Source organism: Lacibacter sp., from assembly GCF_057361365.1.
On sequence record NZ_JBMQSG010000021.1, the window covers coordinates 42,794 to 64,469 of the forward strand.

At 41.4% G+C, this 21,676-nt stretch carries 14 protein-coding genes; 3 read left to right on the forward strand and 11 right to left on the reverse strand.

The genetic code is table 11. The features are described 5' to 3' along the window. Positions 1-171 precede the first annotated feature (171 nt). Positions 172-2,892 (forward strand): M14 family metallopeptidase, encoded by a 2,721-nt coding sequence (locus tag ACO1QW_RS17615; protein ID WP_486260701.1) that lies wholly within the window; start codon positions 172-174, stop codon positions 2,890-2,892. A gap of 86 nt (positions 2,893-2,978) precedes the next feature. Here the strand turns inward: ACO1QW_RS17615 and ACO1QW_RS17620 are convergent, their stop codons facing one another. From ACO1QW_RS17620 to ACO1QW_RS17640, 5 genes are all read right to left on the reverse strand, one after another. Beyond that, positions 2,979-4,763 carry a vWA domain-containing protein gene (locus ACO1QW_RS17620; protein ID WP_486260702.1) on the reverse strand — a complete coding sequence of 595 codons (1,785 nt, stop codon included), beginning with the start codon at positions 4,761-4,763 and terminating at the stop codon, positions 2,979-2,981. A gap of 38 nt (positions 4,764-4,801) precedes the next feature. Then, positions 4,802-5,347 carry a hypoxanthine phosphoribosyltransferase gene (gene hpt / locus ACO1QW_RS17625; RefSeq protein ID WP_486260703.1) on the reverse strand — a complete coding sequence of 182 codons (546 nt, stop codon included), beginning with the start codon at positions 5,345-5,347 and terminating at the stop codon, positions 4,802-4,804. A gap of 49 nt (positions 5,348-5,396) precedes the next feature. Continuing rightward, complete coding sequence (locus ACO1QW_RS17630) at positions 5,397-6,437, reverse strand: glucosaminidase domain-containing protein (protein ID WP_486260704.1); 1,041 nt, start codon at positions 6,435-6,437, stop codon at positions 5,397-5,399. A gap of 8 nt (positions 6,438-6,445) precedes the next feature. Continuing rightward, entirely contained in the window at positions 6,446-7,084 is a 639-nt protein-coding gene (locus ACO1QW_RS17635; protein WP_486260705.1) for an O-methyltransferase, read from the reverse strand. Between the two features lie 127 nt (positions 7,085-7,211). Beyond that, positions 7,212-8,684, reverse strand: coding sequence for a sodium:solute symporter (locus ACO1QW_RS17640; RefSeq protein ID WP_486260706.1), 1,473 nt, complete (start codon positions 8,682-8,684; stop codon positions 7,212-7,214). An 80-nt stretch (positions 8,685-8,764) separates the two neighbouring features. On the opposite strand from ACO1QW_RS17640, the gene ACO1QW_RS17645 reads away from it, so the two are divergent. Then, positions 8,765-9,307 (forward strand): LOG family protein, encoded by a 543-nt coding sequence (locus tag ACO1QW_RS17645; RefSeq protein ID WP_486260707.1) that lies wholly within the window; start codon positions 8,765-8,767, stop codon positions 9,305-9,307. Here the strand turns inward: ACO1QW_RS17645 and ACO1QW_RS17650 are convergent. From ACO1QW_RS17650 to ACO1QW_RS17675, 6 genes are all read right to left on the reverse strand, one after another. Beyond that, positions 9,291-9,878 (reverse strand): hypothetical protein, encoded by a 588-nt coding sequence (locus tag ACO1QW_RS17650; protein ID WP_486260708.1) that lies wholly within the window; start codon positions 9,876-9,878, stop codon positions 9,291-9,293. The genes ACO1QW_RS17645 and ACO1QW_RS17650 overlap by 17 nt on opposite strands. Positions 9,879-9,889: 11 nt before the next feature. Further along, complete coding sequence (locus ACO1QW_RS17655; RefSeq protein ID WP_486260709.1) at positions 9,890-11,311, reverse strand: FAD-binding oxidoreductase; 1,422 nt, start codon at positions 11,309-11,311, stop codon at positions 9,890-9,892. A 91-nt stretch (positions 11,312-11,402) separates the two neighbouring features. After that, complete coding sequence (locus tag ACO1QW_RS17660; protein WP_486260710.1) at positions 11,403-12,431, reverse strand: PorP/SprF family type IX secretion system membrane protein; 1,029 nt, start codon at positions 12,429-12,431, stop codon at positions 11,403-11,405. 87 nt (positions 12,432-12,518) lie between these two features. Next, positions 12,519-16,127, reverse strand: coding sequence for a DUF7948 domain-containing protein (locus tag ACO1QW_RS17665; protein WP_486260711.1), 3,609 nt, complete (start codon positions 16,125-16,127; stop codon positions 12,519-12,521). Between the two features lie 71 nt (positions 16,128-16,198). Beyond that, the gene (gene recG, locus ACO1QW_RS17670) at positions 16,199-18,316 is read right to left on the reverse strand and encodes an ATP-dependent DNA helicase RecG (RefSeq protein WP_486260803.1); all 2,118 of its coding nucleotides are present in this window, start codon (positions 18,314-18,316) and stop codon (positions 16,199-16,201) included. 41 nt (positions 18,317-18,357) lie between these two features. Continuing rightward, positions 18,358-19,422 (reverse strand): glycosyltransferase family 2 protein, encoded by a 1,065-nt coding sequence (locus ACO1QW_RS17675; RefSeq protein WP_486260712.1) that lies wholly within the window; start codon positions 19,420-19,422, stop codon positions 18,358-18,360. Between the two features lie 228 nt (positions 19,423-19,650). Between ACO1QW_RS17675 and ACO1QW_RS17680 the strand changes: the two genes are divergently transcribed. Next, entirely contained in the window at positions 19,651-21,654 is a 2,004-nt protein-coding gene (locus tag ACO1QW_RS17680) for a caspase family protein (protein WP_486260713.1), read from the forward strand. The last annotated feature ends 22 nt before the right edge of the window (positions 21,655-21,676 follow it).

Genomic DNA, 21,676 nt, shown 5'->3' on the forward strand with positions numbered 1-21,676 from the left:
TTCTCTTTGCGCCCTCCTTTCTCTGCGGCGAATCTCGGATTTGAAATAGCCATCCGCCGCTCATCCATTCCATTGGTTACGAATAGTGATGCTTCCTATCTTTAAGCATCAGCATGAGAAGCCGGGCATTATTGCTTTCTTCTCCATTATTTACATTTCAAAACTTTCTGCATGAGATCCGTTATCGTTTCGCTTTTGCTGCTTATTGGCGCAGGCCTTTATGCGCAAAACGTTCCATCACCAAAAGAACATTTTGGTTTTAACATTGGCGACAATTATCGTTTAGCCACTTACACACAAACTGAAGCGTACTTTAAAAAACTTGCTGCATCCGACAGGGTGAAGCTTGTTGACATTGGCAAAACCGAAGAAGGTCGCACTCAGTACATGGTGATTGTTTCATCGCCTGCCAACCTGAAGCAACTGGATAAATACAAAAGCATTTCACAACGACTTGCCCGTGCCGAAAATTTAACCAATGCACAAGCACAGGCCTTGGCCAAAGAAGGAAAAGCAATTGTTTGGGTTGATGGTGGCTTGCACGCAACCGAAACAGTGGGTGCACATCAATTGATTGAAACCATCTGGCAGTTTGTGAGTCGTAATGATGAAGAAACACAACGCATATTGAATGATGCCATTATTCTTTTTGTTCATGCAAATCCTGATGGGCAGGAGCTTGTTTCAAACTGGTACATGCGTCATGCAGATACATTGAAACGAACACTCAACAATCTTCCACGTTTGTATCAGAAATATATTGGTCATGATAACAATCGTGATTTCTTTATGAACAACATGAGCGAAACAAAGAACATGAGTCGCCAGCAATACATTGAGTGGATGCCACAGATATTGTACAACCATCACCAGTCAGGCCCTGCAGGTTCTGTTGTGGCAGGTCCTCCTTATCGTGATCCGTTCAACTTTGCATTTGATCCATTATTGGTAACTGGTATTGATGCTGTTGGTGCTGCCATGATCAATCGCTTAAATGTGGAAGATAAACCCGGCTATACACAACGTGGTGGTTCGGTTTTCTCAACCTGGTGGAATGGTGGCTTACGCACCACTGCGTATTTTCATAATATCATTGGTTTACTTACTGAAATTATCGGAAGCCCTACTCCTTCAAATGTGCCATTGGTTACTGCTCGTCTAATTCCTAATGCAGCTACTCCTTATCCTGTTACTCCGCAAAAATGGTTGTTCAAACAGTCAATTGATTATTCTGTTTCACTCAACTATGCTGTTCTTGATTATGCCGTACGCAACCGTGAACCGTTGTTGTACAACATTTATAAGATGGGCAAAAATTCTATTGATAAAGGAAACAAGGATCAATGGTCGTTGTCGCCTAATAAAGTAGAAGCTATTAAGGAAGCATTTAAAAAAGATCAGCGACCAAGTGCACAAAGTAATGCTCAGAATTTTGTTGATACGGTTCCGTTGAAATATTACGATGTTGTATTTAAAGATCCTGCACAGCGTGACCCACGGGGTTTTATTATTTCTGCTGATCAGCCCGATCTTAGTTCTGCAGTAAAGTTTGTAAATGCATTAATTACTTCAGGAATTAAAGTTGAAAAAGCTACGGCAAACTTTACTGTTGCGGGTAAAGAATATCCTGCCGGTTCTTATGTAGTGAAAACAAACCAGGCTTTTCGTCCGCATGTGATTGATATGTTCGATCCACAGGATCACCCAAATGATTTCCTCTATCCAGGTGGGCCTCCTGTTCGTCCCTATGATGCAGCTGGTTGGACACCTGCTTTCACCATGGGCTTTAAGTTCGATCGTATACTGAATGGTTTTGACGGTCCATTCGAAACTATTGCTTACGGTGCAGAGCAATCGACGCCTGGTAAATTCAGCAACAACGCAAATGGATATGTGCTGAGTGCGGCCGGTAATGCATCGTTCATTGCAGTGAATGATCTTTTGAAACAAGGAGTTGAAGTAATACGTATCACCGAAGCAACGGCACAAGGCTCTTTCTATGTAAAAGCAAATGCAAAATCAAAGTCGATTTTGGAAAAAGCGGCGAAAGAATATGGTACACAAGCGATAGCTGTAAATAAACAACCCGCAGGAATAGCAAAGAAAATAAAATCATTGCGTATTGGTTTGTGGGATGTATACGGTGGCTCAATGGCTTCCGGTTGGATGCGTTGGATTTTTGAGCAACACCATTTCCCTTACACTGTTATTTACGCAAAAGACATTGATGCCGGTAAACTTATTGATCAATATGATGTGATCGTTTTTGTTAGTGATGCCATTCCTGCAGTTGGTGGTGGTGGTCGTGGTGGATTTGGTGGCCGTGGACCAAGAGCCGATGAAGTGCCGGCAGAGTATCAAAAAACATTGGGCAGAATTACACCAGACACATCAATTGTTCAACTGAAGCAATTTGTTGAGGCAGGTGGCAGCATTGTTACCATTGGCAACAGCGCTAATCTTGCTTATCATTTCAAACTACCTGTAAAGAATGCATTGGTTGAAATGAACAATGGTGTAGAGCGTGTGCTACCTGGTGAAAAATATTATATACCTGGAAGCGTGTTGCGTGTAAAAGTTGATTCCACACAGCAATCGGCATGGGGAATGAATAGTGAAGCTGATGTATTTGTATCAAGCAGCCCTGTGTTTAAATTATCACCTGCAGCCATTTCAAAAGGAGAAGCAACACCTATTGCGTGGTTTGCTACTTCAAACCCGCTGCGCAGTGGTTGGGCATGGGGACAGGAGTATTTGCTTGATGGCGTTGCAGCTTTTTCTGCGAAAGTGGGCAAAGGAAATTTATATGTGTTCGGACCGGAGATTGCTTTCCGTTCGCAAACACACGGTACATTCAAATTCTTGTTTAACCAGTTGACGGGAAGTAAATAACAACACATAGAAGCAGGTATGCCATACCTGATCATAATAAAAAAGGGGACAAAAAATATGTCCCTTTTTTTTATACGTTGAAGTTTTTAAAACAAAAAGATATCGTCCCTCTTCTTTTCTCTTTTCCTGAACCAACGTCTCCTTTCTTTTGTTGGTTTATATAATTCTTTTGCCTTACGCACCAGCATCAGCATTTCATTTTGCCAGTAATCGAGGGGATCAACACAAGTGGTAAGAAGATTGATCAATGCATCCCAATTTGGTTCCTTGATATAAGGTGATTGCTTTAACATCAAGCCAAACATCGTAACTGCTGCTGCAAACCGATAACTGCTGTCTACACGATAGAGCGATTGATAATTAAATGGCAGTTGTATTTTTTCTTCCACTTTTGTTTTTGTCTCAACAGATAGATAACGTAGTTCAGTTTCTGCAATTGGTTGTTCCGTATTATATTCTTTTTCCAACTCTATTTCAAAAACAGCAGTAACTGTGTGGCCGGTGCCAATTTCACCACCTTCAAGAATACTCGCACTATCAGCCAGTACATCTTTGCGGTTATCAAAACCAACCAAACGATAACGTTTCACCTGCGATGGCTGAAAGATGCTGTTGAGGTATGCATCATCTACCACCACATACAACGTTTGCATTAATTCTTTCACCAACACTTTCTCCGCTTCCATCACATTGTCCAAATAAGCAAAGTTGCCATTCCCCTTTTTTGCCAACGCTTCGAGTTTCGAATCTTTATAATTACCCATACCCACACCAAGACAAGTGAGGTAAATGCCTGTCTGTTGTTTTTGGGTGATGAGTTGCATCAATGCTTCTTCACTTGATTCACCCACGTTAAAATCCCCATCGGTTGCAAGTATCACCCGGTTGTTACCGCCTTGTATAAATTGACTTTGTGCCAGACGATAAGCCTGCCGAATGGCCGATTCACCTGGTGTGTCACCACCGGCAGCCAGCGAATCAATCACCGACATGATCTTATCTTTTTCATTTCCTCCTGTTGGCTGCAATACAATGCCTACGGTTCCTCCATACAGCATGATCGATAATGTATCAATGCTTCGCAGGTTTTGCACCATCATACGAAATGCTGATTTTAATAAAGGCAACCGATTGGGAAGATCCATCGAGCCACTCACATCAATGAGGAAAACAAAATTGCTTGGAGGCAACGAATCGTAATTGATCTTTCTCGCCTGCAATTGCAAAAACAATAAACGATTCAACGGATTCCAGGGACAATCGGTAAGCTGCGATTGCACATGAAAATCTTTACCCGGCAAAGGTTGTTGGTATTGCTGCGGAAAATAATTCAACATCTCTTCAATACGCACTGCTTCAGGTGGCACTCTCGAATTCATATTGATGAAGCGACGAATGTTGCTATACGATGCTTTATCAACATTCATGGCAAAACCCACTGAATTATAATCGGCAGTTTGATTAAAACTATTTTCTACTTGTGATGAATACGTTTCGCCTGAAGTAAAGTAATGTCCCTTTGTATCTTCTTTCTTGTTTTTTGTTACAGATAGCAACCTGCGCTTAGGATTGCTGATAGCAGCACTGGGTTTCAACACGATTGTATTGTAATCATTACTATTGAGAATAACTGTTCGCTCTTCGTATCCATGCAGAAAAAAACTGACTGTGTCCCGGGCTTTTAACGATGGAATTCCGAAAGCACCTGTGGAGCCGGAAGAATAAAACGAGTTAGAGGAATGAAGCCGGATTTGCACAAGTGGCAAACCATTGCCACCCGGATCTTTTACATCGCCACGAAAATAAAATTGTGCATCCGCTGCTGCGGCGAGGAGAAGCAAGCATACCAAAGCAATGCACCTTAGGTTCATAATTCAATTCCTGCTTCACCGGGTTAGTAATTGGTAAGTCAGGAAGGGTTTTCGGTCAGCTGGTAGATTTCCTTCAAGTTACGACCAAGCCCATCATAATCCAAACCATAGCCAAGTAAGAACTTATTGGGAACTGAAAAACCTAAATAATCAATGGTGATGGGATACTGCGTTGCTTCGGGCTTATGTAATAAAGCCGCAATTTTTAGAGAGGCTGGTTGTTGATTGTAGAGCTGTGGCAAAAACTCATTCATGGTTTTGCCGGTGTCAATAATATCTTCTACAATGATCACGTGACGATCAACAATATCAGTATCCAGTCCAATAGCTGTGATCACCTGTCCTGTAGATTTTGTTCCTTTATAAGAAGCAAGTTTAATAAAACAGATCTCAGCATCAATTGTTACGTATTTAAAAAGATCGGAAGCAAACATGAACGAGCCATTGAGAATGGCAATAAACAAAGGCTTTTTACCATCATAATCCCGATCAATATCTTTTCCAATTTCAGCAACACGGCCAAGCACTGTGGCTTCTGTCATGTAAGGAATAAAATATTTGTCGTGGACTTTGATGGTTGACATGTAGTTTATTTATGATAATGAATTCGTCAGCTCTTTTCAAATAGTAAAACTATCGTCCTGCAACAGCTTTAGGAGCAACAGCCTGAAGGTACAATTGCTGTCCCGGTTGTGGTTGCTGGTTAGGGTTTACCTGGTTCAGCTGCAACAATGCATCTAAACGAATGCCTTGTGCCTGCGCAATATCATACAATGTTTCGCCGGTTGCTACCACGTGAAACTGGTTAGCACCAGTACGACGTTTACGTTGCAAATAAATAAGTTGATCTTTTTCCAATACCTCCGCTTCTTTCAGATCGTTAAAATCAAACAACCATTTTAATGGCACATTATATTGTTGCGCAATAGCAAGATAAGATGTGCCCTGTGCAGCGTAAATCACTTTTGTATCGTTGATTCTAAATTCACCGGTTGGATAAGTTATCTTGGGTTTTATAATCTCAACTTTTGATTCTTCTTTTTTCAGCACTACAGCAACAGAATTGTTAACGGTCTTTACAGGCTCTTTCACCGCAACAGTTGTAACGGTTGTAGTAACAGGTGCATCATTTTTTGCAAGGATGTTGTCGGAAGCCTGCTTCTTGCCTAAAGCGATCAACGAATAATCGTTGAGATTGTATTTTTCAATGTACCTGATCAGCATTTGGGGATAAGCAGGGTTGGTTGCGTAACCAGCTTTTTTTAAACCAAAGGCCCATGCTTTGTAATCAGCAGGATCGAGGCCGAAAAGAAAATCATAATGCTTGCGTGTGCGGAGAAAATCAGAATGATCAACATATGATTGTTCTGCATTTTCGTATTTGCGGAAACATTCGCCTCGGGCATCATCATCATGACTTACCGATGGACCCGTCCATGTTTCTTTACACTTGATGCCAAAATGATTGTTTGATTTTCTTACAAGCTTGCTGTTGCCATTTTCTGTTTCAACAATGCCTTGCGCTAAAGTGATTGAAGCAGGTACTCCTGTTCGAATCATTTCCTTGATAGCAATTTCTTTGTAAGTGTTTACATACTCTTCAATCGTTATTGTTTGTGCAGAGGCAGCAGTAAACAACAAAAGAGCAACGGACAGGTAAACCAGTCTGATCATAGTATATTTTATTTTTTACGAATGAGAAACAATCCGTCTCTCAGAGTTAACATTATTTTCTCAACATCATCATCAGCGCTTACCATTTCATTAAAGGCGTGAATGGCTTTACCGTTCTTTCCTTTGATCTCATCTTCCAGCACATCACCATGAAAAAGCACATTATCGGCCAGTATCAGGGCGCCGCTCCTTAAACGTGGTTTTAGCAGTTGGTAGTATTTTTCATAGCCCGGTTTATCTGCATCAATAAAAATAAGATCCCATTCTTCATGCAATTGAGGGATGATATCGAGTGCATTTCCCACATGCAGTTGAATACGATCGCTAAGTCCGGCCTTATTAAAATTGTTTTTTGCAATTTCCGCATCCTGCTCTCTCATCTCGATCGTGTGTAGTATTCCATCTACAGCAAGGCCTTTTGCCAAACAAACAGTGCTGTAGCCTACCATAGTACCGATCTCTAAAATGCGTTTCGGCTGAACAAGCTTGCTGATGATTTCAAGGAACTGTCCCTGGAGATGCCCGCTTAGCATATGTGGCTGGGCGTGTGATGCTTCCGTTTCAACTGAGATCGTTTTCAATACAGCATCTTCTGTTGAAGAGAAGCGTGCTGCATATAATTCGGCTTTTGGGTTGATCAACTCCAAGAAAAAAATTTCAGCAAAGATAAAACAGATAGCTGGAAAATGGGCAACTGGCAACCACTAATAAGCAATTACCAATAAGCAATTAGCAAAGCTTTGGATTAAAAGGAAGTTAATTATTGTCTATTGCTTATTGTTTATTGACCATTGCCTGTTCACTGTCTTGCTTATGTGAGATCATCCATAGCCCGATAAAGGTCAAAAGTCCATTGATGATCAATAACTCAAGTCCCACTTCAAACGAGCCGAAAAGTTGCTTCTGGAATTTATCAATGAAGAAACAGATCACTGGTGCAATGATGCAAACAAAAGGAACGAATTTATCATTTACTGCCCGCTTGGTAATAATGCCGAATGTAAATAAGCCGAGCAGCGGACCATAAGTATACGCAGCCACTTTGAGGATAACACCTATCATACTGGGTTCGTTCACCCATTTGTACACCATCACCAGTATTAAAAACACGCCGGCAAAAACCAAGTGCACACGTTGACGCATTTTTTTCTTTTCAGCATCTGTTAAATCGGCTCTTCGTTGCATGCCGATGATATCAATACAAAATGATGAAGTGAGTGCTGTAATAGCCCCATCGGCACTGGGGAATAATGCTGATATCAACGCAATGATAAAGATCACCGAAACGATTGGCGGCATATGATTCAATGCAATAGCCGGGAATAATTTATCACCTACTGCTGTAATGCCTTGTTGTTCTGCAAATAACCATAATACACCCCCAAGGAAAAGGAACAACATCAACACCACCATCAAGATAAACCCTAAAGTGAGTACGTTCTTTTGCGAATCTTTTAATGTTTTAACGGAAATATTCTTTTGCATCATTTCCTGGTCCATACCTGTCATGGTAATAGTGATGAAGGCACCGGCTAATATTTGTTTTACAAAAAACAATTTGCTGCCCGGATCAGTGAAGAAAATTTTTGAATATCCTTTCTCGTTCATGGCAGTAATGCTGTCGCCAAAACTTAATCCCATCTGGCTCAATAAATACACCACACATATCACAAGACCCGAAAGCATAAAGGTGGTCTGCAGTGTATCAGTCCACACAATTGTTTTTACACCGCCTTCGTAAGTATAAAGCAATATCATAAGAAGAATCACAAGTGTAGTGAGCCAAAACGGAATGTTGATATTTGCAGGTAACGCATCCTGTAAAATTTTCACCACCAGGTATAAGCGAGCAGTTGCACCTAATGTTCTTGACAGAATAAAAAAAGAAGCTCCGGTTTTGTATGATCTGAATCCAAGCCTTCCGCTCAGGTAATTATAAATGGAGGTAAGATTGAGTTTGTAATACAAAGGTAGCAATACATACGCAATGGTGATATAGCCAATAAGATAACCGATCGTGATTTGAAAATAAGCGAACGATTCTTTTGCTACAGCTCCGGGCACACTCACGAATGTAACGCCGCTTAGTGAAGTGCCTATCATACCAAATGCCACCAACATCCAGTTGCTGCTGCGGTTGCCAATAAAAAATGATTCGTTATTTGAATTTTTTGAAGTGTACCATGCTACTACAAGCAGCAATAAAAAATAACCAAATACAAAAGAGAACAGCAAGACTGGCGACATAAGGACTTGTTTAAAAATGAAGATAAAGAATTAATCGAACGGTGATACAGTTTGCTTACTTTGCAGCATATTTTTACAATATGCAATTCACTTCACTTGCAGTTTTTTGTGGATCAAAAGCAGGCGCTACCCCTCTCTACATATCACATGCAAAAGAACTTGGCCGATTGATGGCGGAAAAAAATATTAAACTTGTTTACGGTGGTGGCGGCAAAGGTATTATGGGCGCTGTTGCTGACGCAGTAATGGAAGCAAATGGCAATGTTGTGGGCGTTATTCCTGAGGTACTGCTCGAATGGGAAGCACAGCACAAAGGCATTACTGAATTACACGTGGTGACCGATATGCATGTGCGAAAAAAAATGATGTATGAATTGTGTGACGCAGCCGTTGTACTCGCTGGTGGTTACGGCACTTTAGATGAGCTGTTTGAAATGCTCACGTGGAATACATTGAAGATTCACAATAAGAAAATTTTTATTGTAAACAGCAATGGCTTTTACACGCATCTCATCGAACATATGCGTTTTATGTTTCGTGAAGACTTCCTTTATGAATTGCCGGAAGAACGCATTGTGATTGTAAACGAACCTTCTGAAATTTTTTCTACTTCTCTCTCTTAGGCTTCAGGTAAAATAAAAATGTTGTGCGGAATACTGGTTGTAAACGCCTGTAGCTATCAATGTATGGCGAATTAGGATTGCGAAGCACATCAACCATAATACTTGTGTAAAATTGGTTGCCGCCAAGAATGCGGTTACCGTAACCTGCACCAACTAAAATACTCGGTGCTGTACGGTTTTCTTTATATACAATATCGCCACCGCTTTTAACACTATAGCGAATGCTGTTGTATTCAAACTGTCCGCCAACGAAAAGCATATTTACCGGCCAGATACGAACAAATGGTCCGCCGCCCAATGTAAACTGGCGATAGGTTGTTGGTGAATTCTGATCATTTTGTGTAATGAGGTTTACATTGGTGCCGACACCTACATCAACAAAACGATTTAAGCTATAACCGATCTCGGGATTTAAACCGAGTATGAATCCATTGAAAAAACCAAGATTGATTCCGCTACCTATAAACAGCTGATCACGTTTAAACCCTTTATCTTTTTCCTCTTCCTCATTTTGTGCAAAGGAATAAAGCGAGGCTGTGAGCATCAATAAAAAGATGAGTGATTTTTTCATGCTTAACGATTTTATTTCAGGTCGAAAATTTTACCAGGGTTCAAAATATTATTGGGATCAAATGCATGTTTTATTTCACGCATTATTTTCAGATTAGCTTCTTTCATCACAATATCCATAAAGCCTTTCTGAATTAAACCCACGCCATGTTCACCACTAATAGTGCCTCCCAATTTATAAACTAGTTCAAACATGGCACGCAGGCATTTGTTCATTTCAGCATCGCCATAACTGTTGGGTGTACCTTCTTTATGAATACGAATATGCAGGTTACCATCACCCGCATGTCCATAACACACCACATTAAAATCATATTGCCTGCCCAACGCTTTCACCCCACGTATCAATGCAGGCAACTCAGCTCTTGGCACTACTGTATCTTCTTCAATGGTATAACCAACCAACTTCACTGCTTCTGCTACTCGCCTACGCAATTTCCACAATTCTGCTTTTTGTTGTGCATCATCTGCAAAGTACAATTCACCAATATCATATTTCGTTAAGAGATCGCTAATTGCCTCCATCTCTTTCATCAGTACATCCACATCGTTTCCATCTACTTCAATGATGAGATGTGCTTCGGTATCTGCTGTTAAAGGAACTGCAGAGCTGTCAACCATTTTGCTTACGATCTGCAAAGCATCAATTTCAACTAACTCTAATCCGCTTGGTACAAACCCCGCACGAAATATTTCACTCACTGCTTCACCCGCCTGTTCTAAATTCCGGAAAGGCACGAGCATCAGTAAGTCATATTTTGGCAACGGTATCAATCGTAACACAATCTTTGTCACAACACCCAATGTTCCTTCGCTACCAACGATCAATTGCGTAAGATTGTATCCCGTAGAATTCTTCAGCACATTTGCACCAGTCCAAATGATTTCACCATTAGGCAATACCACTTCCAGGTTCAATACATAATCTTTTACTACGCCATATTTTACTGCTTTAGGACCTCCACTATTTGCAGCAATATTTCCGCCAATAAAACAACTTCCACGACTGCTCGGATCTGGCGGATAAAACAAACCCAACCTTTTTACTTCTTCCATCAACACCTCAGTAATAACACCCGGCTCGGTGATCACCTGGTGATTACGTTCATCAATTTTTAAAATGGTATTCAGGCGTTCAGTTGAAAGTAACACACCTCCTTTGTGTGGAAGTGCAGCTCCTGCTAAACCAGTACCCGCACCACGAGGTGTAACAGGAATAACAGCATCGTTACATAATTTCATAATACTGCTGATCTCTTCTGTTGTACGTGGTTTCACCACTACTTCGGGTGGAAAATGAAGATTCTCTGTTTCATCATGCGCATATTTATTGAGTGATTCTTCATCAACAAAAACATATTGTTCTCCAACAATAGCTTTGAGCTGCTGAACAATATTCATATCCACTTTTGCATAACTGCCAACAGAGATCATGTGCTGAATTTTGGGCGAAATTCGGAAAGGATGGGCAGGCAGCAAAATCTAATCAGCAAGTGAATGAGAGTTTGTTTACTATAAAGCTGATTTAAAACCTCGGGCACAAACTTTGTCTACGCTGGCTCTTATCACCAAAGTACTCGTTGTAGTAACCATTCTTGATGAGTGAAAATTCGTAAGCGCCATTTGCACTATTGAAGCGGCTGAGGTTACTCATTGTTGCATCGTATGTAAACGTGAAACGAATATCTTTCCATTCAAGTCCAACCATTGCCACTGCGGCATCGGCCCAGCGGTAATAAGCTCCACCGAATACCACCACGCTTCCATCGCCCATAACATTGTAGGCGAGGTTTGCACCAAACACTGTTTCATTAGCATTTGCCTGTGAAGAAAAATAAGCATTAGGGTTTACGATCCAATCATCATTTACTTTAAAACTTCCATTGAGAAAACCAATGTATCGGCGTGGCACTTCATTGGTGCCATTACTGAAGAATGTTTCTTTTGGTTTATTGATATGGTGAACGGAAAGTCCTGCATTGATATAGGTATTCTCTGTTGGGAAGTAGGCATAGTTCATCCCAACCTGCAAATCGAAGTAGGCGGTATTGGCGTTGGTCAATAACGCCTCACCATTAGGTGCGCCTGCATCAAAAAATTTTCCATTCCATTGATTATCGAACGTGAATTTCGTTACATCAATACGCTTACTTGCATAGCCTGCATTAAATCCTGCACTCAGCAAACTGCTAAACCCTATCATCTGGTGATAGGCAACCGATCCATATATTTTATTTGAACGCAGGTTACCACGACCCGCAACATCTGTTAATAATAATCCTCCCACTCCAACCCAACCGTTTTCAATACTGTTGCGAAACACTTGTACATCGCCCCATACACTGGCTGTTTTGTAAGGCACTGGAACAGATGTCCACTGGCTGCGGAAGTTGCCGCCAATACGATAATCAGCTTCGGGAATAAATCCTGTGTTCGCCGGGTTGGTAGTAAGCGGCGAGTTCATGAATTGAGAGAAATGCAGATCCTGTGCCGTTGCGTGTGTTTGCAACAGCAGCAATATCAATACAGCCCCAACGATACGGTTACAGTTCATAGCTCTTCTTTTAAACGTTTACACAAGCTGATGGTTCTGGTCTCTGTCAAAAAAATGAATATAGGGTACTGCAGGTTATTTATACTCTTACCTGATGAGTGTTACATCACCCTTCTTTCGGAATTTTTCGCCGGTGAAATATTCAACTTCAAGTGTCCATGCATATGCATCCATTGGTTGCGCAACGCCTTTATATTTTCCATCCCATCCAATATTTTGTGAACGACTTTCAAACACCATTAATCCCTGGCGGTTATAAACACGTAAGGTCATTTTTGTAATACCAAATCCACGAACAAAGAACAAGTCGTTTACACCGTCGCCATTAGGTGTAAAGGCCGATGGCAGATCGTTCACAACATTGATGATGGCTTCAACAGGAATGCATACAGAATCCTTGCAGCCCGCTGCGTTGGTTACTGTTTGACAAACTGTGTTGATGCCCGGACTTGTGTATTGATAAATTGGATCACGTTGAGTTGAATTATTGCCATCACCAAAATCCCATAACCATGAAACCACATCATCTGATGCCGTACTTGTAAATCTTGTTGGCGTATTTTCCTGCGATGGATTTGGATTGTAGATAAAGCCTGCCGTGGGCGGGCCAACTGCCAGGAAAGATCTTGTTGTTGAATCAACCAGGTTACAACTATTAGAGTTGTAGATATATTGTGTGATGCTGTAAGTACCTGGTGAGTTATAAACAAATGCCGGTACAGGATCAGTTGATTGTTGACCATCGCTGCTCACCCACAAATAAGTTAATGCACCTAATGATGTATCGATGACATTAACGGTATCGGGCACACAAACAGAACTGACGCTGAAGCCTGCCCTGATGTTATCAATTACCTGGAAGTTGACGATACTATCAGCATCACCAAGGTTACAGTAATTTGAATCGATCAATACCAAACGAACATCGTACGATCCAATTCCGGGGAATGTGTGTGATACCGGCGGAGAAAAACCAAGGATCGTATCATTTTTGGAACCATCACCCCACATCCACATAAATGATTTTGGACCAAACGGAGTTGTGGCGGTTCGTATATTACTTGTATTGGTAAACTGGAACGTGAGACTATTACAATTCTGACGTGCAAAACTGAAATCGACATCTACCGAATCAGTTGTTACACGTATACGCATCGTGGCTGAATCTTTTACATTACAGGAGTTACTATCGATACCAATCACTTTTACATCAAAAAATCCTGTGCTCGTGTAAGTGTGTGTGTAAGGATTGGTGGTAGTAGTATCGTTGCGTGTACCATCGCCCCAAATCCAGATGTATTGTTTTGCCTTGCGGATAGTATCGGTGAACTGGATGGTTGCAGGTAAACAGAAATTCAGTTGCTTGGCACCAACAGCCCGGAGAGAAACGTCAATACCCGCCAGATCAAACCTCATCTTCACCATACCAAGATTACAACCGCTGCCCGTTGCAGGATTTGTATTTCCATAAACGCCTGCAGTAATAGGGAATGGAGCTGTAAGCGGTACGCCGGTTTGTACATTTTTACAGTTAGCACACATTGCCTGGTAGATAACACCATTTGCATCGAACCTGCTGGTGCCGCCATCAACATGTTCCAACCCACCACCACCGCCTAGCTGACCAAAGAAACTTCCATACAATTGCGATGCAGCATTTTTCTGCAATACAAAAAAGTAAAAATCACTGCCGTCGGTATTTTTTTGAAACGCATCCGGAGTTACCGGCAATCCATTTGTACCGGAAGTTGGGTAACCGCCTGAGCCGCCAAAGCTGTTTGCTCCTCCACCCCAGCCGGATACATACACGTTCTCGCAATTGTCAACAAGAAACGCAACCGGTGAAATATTTGGATTGAGTGCACCGCTAGTGCCAAACGTAGTTGAATAAACAAATGCGCTAAGATCGGGCTGCAGCTTGGCAATAAACTGTCTTGAATTACTTACTGAGTACGCTGCGTTTTGTACAGGCCAGCTGCCAGTTGTAATACCCATTACATAGGGAAACCCTTTCGCATCAAACTGAACTCCGTAAACAATATCAATATTACCTGTTCCAAGATAGGTAGCACGAACCATAGCAACACTTCCACCATTATCCTGCAAGCGTGCCACATACCCGTCGGCTATACCACCATTATACGTTCCTTGTAGTCCACCACCCATACCTGTGAAATTGGCACTGCTTGCTGTACCACCGCCAACATAAATATTCGAAGGGTTCAAAGGATTTACTGACAAAACAAATCCTGCATCATCCGCATCGCCACCCATTATCGTACTCCAGATTAAAGCAGTTGCGTTAGAATTTATTTTTAGAACCACTGCATCCTGGTTTCCACGTAAACCCGATTGAAAACCGTTTTGTGATGGAAAGTTTGATGATCTTGTTGATGAGGCAACCAATATATTTCCACCGGGATCAAGGATAACCTCGCTTCTTCCATCATCGCCATAAAATCGTTGTAGTGAATTTTGTCCACCACGTGATGCTGTAATATTTACACCATCATCACCAGCGCCACCGATTCTTAGTGAGCCAATGATAGCTGTTCCGGTTGCATTGATCTTTGTAACAAAAATATCATAACCCCCACCTGCACCAACCAATGTTCCCGGGAAGTTTGCACCTGAATTTGTTCTACCAGCTATAACAAGATTGCCAGCTCCATCTGCAATAAGACTATGTGGCTGATCTAATCCGTTTCCTCCGAGGTAAGTTGCATAGATCCGGTTTCTTCCATCGGGTGATAATTTAATGATCGCTATATCAGGAGGAGCGCCACTGCCCGATGGGCCGCCACCCGTACTCTGTATAGCACCAGCTGTAGTTGGGAAACCATTTGGCTGTGCAATACCTCCGCCAAAAAAACTACCATCAGCACCGGGCGTTGCAGTGAAGCCCCAGTTATCTGCAGTACTTCTGCTGAAAGAAGAAAACACCAGTGAAGGATCAATAATTAACGTTGTTGATTTGTTGTAAGCTTTTATATCGAAGCTGACGGTATTACCCGTGATCTTGTATTTGTTCCCTACCACTTCACGTTTACCATTTACAAATTGATAGCTGTAAGGCTTTAACTCACGGGCTTCACCAACCGAAGTGCCCACAACCAGTTCGTTATCACGAATAGTTAATTTTTCGGCGCCTTCATAATGCATTTGAATTTTAGAAATATCGGCACCCGGGTAAACAATTAGGTCATATTTCAACTGATCGTCCTGCACGTAATAACGTATATCAATATTGGGATACACATTTTTGTAGGTGATAGCCTGGTAAAGACGACAGTCACTTGCCCATTTTGATGGATCGTTTCCAATAAAATAATTTTCAATTCCCGGAAGTTGTTTTTCCATAACGGGTTTTGAATTGAAGTTGCCGCCCAGAAATTTAACACGAAAAGCATGACCCCGTATTTTTTCCGGAGCCGCCGCTCTTGCATTATACTTCACCAATGAATCGAACCCATGACCATGATTGAATTCTGATAAACGTAAATAATCGTCGGGGTGATTGATGAGAATGCTATACCCATCCTTAGTGAGAAAGAAAGCACTGTTGCCGGCCTCCGTTTTAAAATGCACCTGCTGATCCCATTGGCCCTTATTCTCAACAAAATAAAGTTGCGAAAAGCTCACGAAGGGTGCAGCTAAAAACAAGCAGGGAACAAGAAGGAGTCGGAGTAATTTCATGTAAATATTTTCTTATGCTACGGGACTTTGAATTTAAAACTTTAAAACGGAAATTACTATCGCTTATTTCTTTAAGCCACTCTGCTCCACTCCGTTTTTCCTTTTTTTAACAACAGGTATGATTTCAGCAGCAAATTTTCGGCCGAAGACAACTCAGGATCGTCTTGTAACAAACGGTCGCTCCATGTTTTTGCGATTTCCAACAAGTCTTTATCCTGCACAATACTCGCCAGTTTAAAATTGAGCATTCCACTTTGTCGGGTTCCTTCAATATCACCGGGTCCCCGCAGTTCTAAATCTTTCTCCGCAATCAGGAAGCCATCATTTGTTGCACACATTATCTTTAACCGTTCCCGGGCATCATTCGTTAATTTGTTACCTGTTAAAAGAATGCAAAAACTCTGTTCACTGCCTCTGCCCACTCTTCCACGCAGCTGGTGAAGTTGAGACAAACCAAAACGTTCCGCACTTTCCATCACCATAACACTTGCATTAGGTACATCAACGCCAACTTCAATAACGGTGGTTGCCACCATGATCTGCGTATCGTTTGTTTTAAACCTCATCATGTTGGTATCCTTCACTTCTGGCTTTTGTTTTCCGTGCACCATGCTGATGTAAAACTTCGGTTCCGGGAAAAATGCTTTTACTTCTTCATAACCTTTCATCAGGTTTTCAAAATCAAGCTTCGAGCTTTCTTCAATTAAAGGATAAATAAAATAGGCTTGCCGGCCTTTGGCAATTTCCTGTCGTACAAAATCCATAATCGACGGCCTTGCTGATTCAAAACGATGAACCGTTGTGATAGGTTTGCGCCCGGGTGGCAATTCATCCATCACACTATAATCAAGATCGCCATAAGCCGTCATTGCCATGGTGCGTGGAATAGGCGTTGCCGTCATTACCAACACATGTGGCGGAATTGTTGCCTTCGTTTGCAATTCGGCCCGTTGTGCAACACCAAAACGATGCTGTTCATCCACAATCGCCAAACCAAGTTGCTTAAATTGCACCACTCCTTCAATAAGTGCATGTGTACCTACGAGCAACTGTATTTCTCCAGATTGCAAACCGTTCAATATCTTTTCCCGTTCAGCTTTTTTGGTTGAGCCCGTCAATAAACGAATGCTGATGTTCATTTCACTCAGCATTTTTGAAAGACTATTGAAATGCTGTTGCGCCAAAATTTCTGTGGGTGCCATCAGGCAACTCTGGTAACCGTTATCGGCAGCAAGTAACATGGTTAATAATGCAACAATGGTTTTACCACTGCCCACATCGCCCTGCAGCAACCGATTCATTTGATGACCACGTGCAGTATCCTGTCGTATTTCTTTCAGCACTCGTTTTTGTGCACCGGTTAACTGAAATGGCAGGTGATGATTATAAAAATCATTAAAGAGATCGCCTACTTTATCAAACACAATTCCTTTTGAAAACCGATGACGGTTGCTTTTGATCATACCCATGCGCAACTGGGCGAAAAACAATTCTTCAAATTTTAAGCGTCGCAATGCATTATCATACTGCGATTGATGAGCCGGGAAATGAATATGGCAATAAGCTTCGTAACGTGATGGAAATTTTAATTCTTTGATAATGCTCTCGGGCAAATTTTCAGGAAGATCTTTTACATGGATTTGTGGCAATAGTATTGCTGTAAGCTTGGCAATGCTTCGTCCATTCAACCCTCTTACCTTTAATTTTTCTGTGGTGGGATAGATCGGTTCCAGCAATGATTTGCCATCAGCATTTGAATGCGTTCGAACTTCAAGTTCGGGGTGAACAATTTGCGGTTTGCCCATGAAAAAACCAAGCTTACCAAACACGAGGAACTCCTCTCCTATAGCCATCATTTTTTGCACCCAGTTAATACCCTGGAACCAGGTTAGCTCCATTGTGCCGCTGCTATCACGTATATGGGCCACCAATCTTTTTCCTCTTTTTTCGCCAATGATTTCAAAGTCGGTTAACCTGCCGGCCACCTGCACATAATCCATATGCATGTTCACCTGCGCAATGGGGGTGATCTTTGTTTTATCTAAATGACGATAGGGAAAATGTTCAAGCAGATCCCCGAAACTAAAAATGTTGAGTTCTTTTTTCAACAAGTCACCACGCAAAGGCCCCACACCTTTCAGGTATTCGATTGGACTGTTTAATATGGAATTTGCATTGCTGATATCGATGCTTGAAAACGTGAAATTATTGAAGAAACAATTAGCAAAGGTTACCGTTTAGCTTTTTCCCACAGCACTGATTGCTTACCGTTAGCGTAACGAACGATACCCGCCAGCATGGCCGCATGCATAAAAACAATATAAAATGGTATGTTGAACAAAAAGAAAGAGCGGTTATTTTTTGCCAGCTGCCACCCGATTATAGCACATAAATAAAACGAGACTTGAAGCAACATGAATAATGTGAACAGGCTTGTGCTTTCCTGGAATAAAATGGCGCCGTTACTAATTAATAATAAAATAAAAGCAGGGGCACAAAACACCCAACGTAACACCCGATGAGAAAAAAACTGGAAAGCGAGCAAAGGATACCTCAAAGGATTGAGTGCCTTACTCAATAAAGAAAGAGATTGGATACCTCCTGCTGCAATTCTTACTTTTCGCTTCCACTCATCTTTTAATGATGCAGAGGCAGGTTCAGTACTTACGGCGTTTGAAGCGTATTGTACGTTTTTATGTTGCAAGTTGATGTTGATCGAAATAAAAAAATCATCGGCAATAGTTTGATGAGGAACCGTAACAAATAATTCTTTTCTTAAAGCAAACAACTCTCCTGCCGCACCCACCACCGTATAAAATTTTGTCTCCTGTTGTTTAAGCCATGATTCATATTTCCAATACCAGCCCTCGCCTGATGCGGCTGACCCGTTTACACTGATCACTTTTTTCTCTCCGGCAACAGCACCGTTTTTCTCATCAGCAAATGGCGCAACCAAATGCTTTAGAGTTTGCGCCGATAAAATGGTATTAGCATCTGTTAAAACAATAATGGAGTGCAATGCATGTTGAATGGCATCATTAATGGCTGCAGCTTTTCCTGCCCTCTCATTTGCATATAACACAGAAACATTATTGAAAGAACTTGCTATGCTTGCCGTAGCATCTGTAGATCCATGGGCAGCCACTATAACCTGGAGTTTTGAAGAAGGGTAATCAAGTGCAAATGTGTTGTTCAACTTAGCCTCAATCACTTTCTCCTCGTTATAAGCTGCAATAATGATCGATACTGGAGGTTCTTCTCCGGAGGTATAGACCGTTTTTGTTCTCTTTCCCATTGAAAATATATACAGCAACACCGGGTATCCAAGATAAGAGTACACAATAATCCCTGCACAGCAATAAAACAAAACAGTCCACATGGGTTAAAAATAAAAAGATTGAAGCATTCGTCCGAATTCAGGTTTACACTTACCAGCTAAAATACCTTGAAGTGGGTATAGAAATATTTTGTTATCATTGCTAACATTGCCCAAGTAAACGGGGACAGTAATTCCCCCCACAAAATGAAACTATTTTTATTCTTAACCCTTTCCACTTTGTTGATGCAGGCAACTGCTCAAACTCCTGAGAAGTATGCATTGATCGTGGCAATCTCCAATTATGCTCCATCAACTGGCTGGAACGATCTGAATGCCGACAACGATATTCCACTTATTAAAGAATCGTTGAAACGCCAGGGTTTTAAAGAAGAAAACATCCGGATAATTGTTGACAAAGAAGCTACGAAAACTGGTATCCTCACTGCCATGCAGCAGCAACTTATTGGCAAGTCAAAACCCGGTGATATCTGCGTGTTTCATTTTAGCGGTCATGGGCAACAGGTAATGGACGATAATGGCGATGAAGCTGATGGCTACGATGAAGCATTGGTTACTTACGATTCACCCATTGAATATAAAGAAGGAGTTGAAAAACATTTAAGAGACGATGTGTTTGGTCTTAAGCTGGAAGAAATTCGTAAACATCTTGGCAGCAATGGTAACCTTCTGGTAATTGTTGATGCCTGCCACAGCGGCACAAGTACAAGATCAGGACTTGGCAACTACCGTGGCACTACCACTAAATATGCACCGAAAGGCTACAAGCCCGTTAGCAATACAAAAATTGTAAATGAGGGCCTGTTTAGTTTGGGCGAATCAAAACCAGGACTTGCACCAATGAGTGCGTTCTTTGCGTCGGCCGCATCGGAACTTAACCAGGAATGTGGCGATGAACATTGCGGAAGCTTGTCATTAGCTTTTTCAAGAGCATTGGCAAAAAGCGATAGTAAAACAAGTTATCGTGGTTTGTTTGATAATGTTCGCTTAGAGATGAGCAAAATGGTGCCAGGCCAAACTCCCAATGCAGAAGGTGATCTTGATAAAGAAATTTTTGGTGGCAACGCATTAGGCAAGCCGAACTATTTTCCAACTGAAAAAATCATCAGCAAGAAAAAGATAGCAATCGCCTGTGGTAAGATCTATAGTGTATTTGCAGGAACTACCGTTTCTGTTTACCCATCAAACACATACAACAGAACAACAACTAAACCAATTGCAAAAGGAAGCATTGTAACCGCTGGCGATTATAGCAGTGAAGTGGAACTTGATACTGAACTAGCTGAGGACGTATTAAAAACTGCCTGGATATTTTTAGAGGAAGTGAGCTTTGGTGATCTTACTGTTCCCATTACTATTAAATCAACTGATGCCGCTATTGCTTCAACGGTGAAGAAAATTGTATCGCAGATAAAGCAGGCAAAACTTACCGAGGCCCAAGGCGATGTGTTTATTGAATATGGTGCTACCGGTTTTAGTGCTGATTCTATTTATGTTTCTACATCAGGCGACTACAGGTTAGGTGTTTGCAGTAAAACATTGACGGAAGAACAACTTTCTACTTTTATCAGTTCAAAGATAGGCGCTTATGGCCGTGCTGCTTACCTGCGCAACCTAAACATGAAAAATGAAGAACTGAATGTTGTGTTTGAATTTGTGCCTATTGATTATAAAAAAGCTGAAGGAAATAATAACGCCATCATTAAAGATCTTCCAGTAAAAACAATTAAAGATGCATCAGGCAATATCGTGTTTCAGCACGATGATCGTTATAATCTCCGCATCATTAACAATGGCCAGGAAAGATTGTACTATAACATTCTTGAAATACAACCCGACAATATTGTGAATGTGTTGTTCCCTGCGGCCAATCAGCAACCAATGGATTGTTTTATTAACCCCGGCGATACCGTTCGTTTAACAAGAATATTCCGTATTGGACCGCCCGATGGAATGAATGTTTTAAAGTTGATTTCAGCAAAATCGGCATTAAATCTACGTCAGGTATTTGCAGCCCCGGGTTTAAGCCGTGGCGATGCTCCAAAGACAAATAATCCATTCGAGAAATTAATGCTGGGCATTAACAAAACAGAAGGTGTGCAAACACGTGGCAGTGGCGAAGAAACCATTCAACCCGATGCAGTCAATATTCATTCAGTACCATTTAAAATCGTTCCTAAAAAACAATAAATCTTTAAACCATCATTTATCA

Coding starts and splice junctions, on each gene's coding strand:
- ACO1QW_RS17615 (WP_486260701.1), top strand. CDS start 172: ATGAGATCCGTTATCGTTTCGCTTTTGCTGCTTATTGGCGCAGGCCTT.
- ACO1QW_RS17620 (WP_486260702.1), bottom strand. CDS start 4,763: ATGAACCTAAGGTGCATTGCTTTGGTATGCTTGCTTCTCCTCGCCGCA.
- hpt (WP_486260703.1), bottom strand. CDS start 5,347: ATGTCAACCATCAAAGTCCACGACAAATATTTTATTCCTTACATGACA.
- ACO1QW_RS17630 (WP_486260704.1), bottom strand. CDS start 6,437: ATGATCAGACTGGTTTACCTGTCCGTTGCTCTTTTGTTGTTTACTGCT.
- ACO1QW_RS17640 (WP_486260706.1), bottom strand. CDS start 8,684: ATGTCGCCAGTCTTGCTGTTCTCTTTTGTATTTGGTTATTTTTTATTG.
- ACO1QW_RS17645 (WP_486260707.1), top strand. CDS start 8,765: ATGCAATTCACTTCACTTGCAGTTTTTTGTGGATCAAAAGCAGGCGCT.
- ACO1QW_RS17650 (WP_486260708.1), bottom strand. CDS start 9,878: ATGAAAAAATCACTCATCTTTTTATTGATGCTCACAGCCTCGCTTTAT.
- ACO1QW_RS17655 (WP_486260709.1), bottom strand. CDS start 11,311: ATGATCTCTGTTGGCAGTTATGCAAAAGTGGATATGAATATTGTTCAG.
- ACO1QW_RS17660 (WP_486260710.1), bottom strand. CDS start 12,431: ATGAACTGTAACCGTATCGTTGGGGCTGTATTGATATTGCTGCTGTTG.
- ACO1QW_RS17665 (WP_486260711.1), bottom strand. CDS start 16,127: ATGAAATTACTCCGACTCCTTCTTGTTCCCTGCTTGTTTTTAGCTGCA.
- ACO1QW_RS17675 (WP_486260712.1), bottom strand. CDS start 19,422: ATGGGAAAGAGAACAAAAACGGTCTATACCTCCGGAGAAGAACCTCCA.
- ACO1QW_RS17680 (WP_486260713.1), top strand. CDS start 19,651: ATGAAACTATTTTTATTCTTAACCCTTTCCACTTTGTTGATGCAGGCA.